Consider the following 1348-nt stretch of genomic DNA (forward strand, 5'->3'; position numbering starts at 1 on the left):
GCAAGGCCGTTGCGTTCTCGGCTGATGAGACTGCTGCACCCCTGGGTCGAGTGGCCGAGTAGGAGCGCCCCGGTGCGGAGATGACAAACGCGACCCCTGATGATCGTCGGTGTCTAGCCAGTCGATCAAGAACAGGGGCCGCGTTCGCGTGCCATCATCCCCGATCGATGTGCTCTCCCGCCACCTGGAGCACGTCACGCTCACCGACGCCACCGTCGACCTGCCCACCCTGACCGAGGTACTCGACGCTGTCCCCGACCCCCGTTGCCGCCGCGGACGCCGCTATCGACTCGGGCCGCTGCTCGCCTTAGCCCTGCTCGCCGTCCTCAGCGGAGCATCCTCACTGGTGCAGATCACTCGATTCATCGCCGGATACGACCCTGACACGCGCACCCGGCTCGGCCTTCCGCCCTCCATGCGACTGGCCGCCTCAACCCTGGGACGGCTGCTGGCCCGTCTGGACGGCGACGCCTTCGACGCCGCGACCTGCGGCTACGTTGCCGCGCTGACTGCCTGCCAACTGCCCGAGACGACGGCAAACACCCGAACACCCCTGCTCGGCCTGGCCGTGGACGGCAAGACCCTGCGCGGCAGCCGTACCTCGAGCGGCGCGGTCCACCTGCTGGCCGCCATCCGCCACGACACCCAGATCGTCCTGGCCCAACGCCAGGTTGAAGCCAAGAGCAACGAGATCCCCGCCTTCACACCCCTGCTGCGCGACCTGGACCTGACCGGCATGGTCATCACCGCCGACGCCCTGCACACACAAGCCGACCACGCCGGCACATCGCCGCCGCCGGCGGCCACTACCTGTTCATCGTCAAAGGCAACCAGCCCACGATCCTGCGCCGGCTCAAGGCCCTGCCCTGGCGCGAGGCCATCCTCAACGACCGCACCGACGAGCAAGGCCACGGCCGCCGCGAGATCCGGCGCATGAAGATCTGCACCGTCCGGCCCGGCCTGCCCTTTCCCCACGCCGCCCAGGCCCTCCAGATCAAGCGCCGCCGTACCGACCGCAAAACCGGCAAGACCACCATCGTCACGATCTACGCCATCACCAGCCTGCCACCGGGCCGCATCACGCACGCCCAGCTCGCCGCGCTGATCCGCGGCCACTGGAGCATCGAGGCCCTGCACCACATCCGCGACGTCACCTACCGCGAAGACGCCTGCCGGGCCCGGACCGGAGCAGCTCCCCGCATCCTGGCCAGCCTCCGCAACCTGGCCATCGGCTTGGCACGCCTGCTCGGCTGGACCAACATCGCCGCTGCCACCGACCACTACCGCAGCCACCCAACCGACGGCCTTCAACTACTCGGTCTCACGACATGAGAACGCTTCAGCCCTG

At 68.8% G+C, this 1348-nt stretch carries 1 pseudogene; it reads left to right on the forward strand.

The annotated features are described in order from the left end of the window. Positions 1–169 precede the first annotated feature (169 nt). A pseudogene (locus ACTWPV_RS49665) lies at positions 170–1332 on the forward strand (ISAs1 family transposase). Positions 1333–1348 lie beyond the last annotated feature (16 nt).

This window comes from Nonomuraea sp. KM88, from assembly GCF_052245635.1.
Classification (GTDB): domain Bacteria; phylum Actinomycetota; class Actinomycetes; order Streptosporangiales; family Streptosporangiaceae; genus Nonomuraea.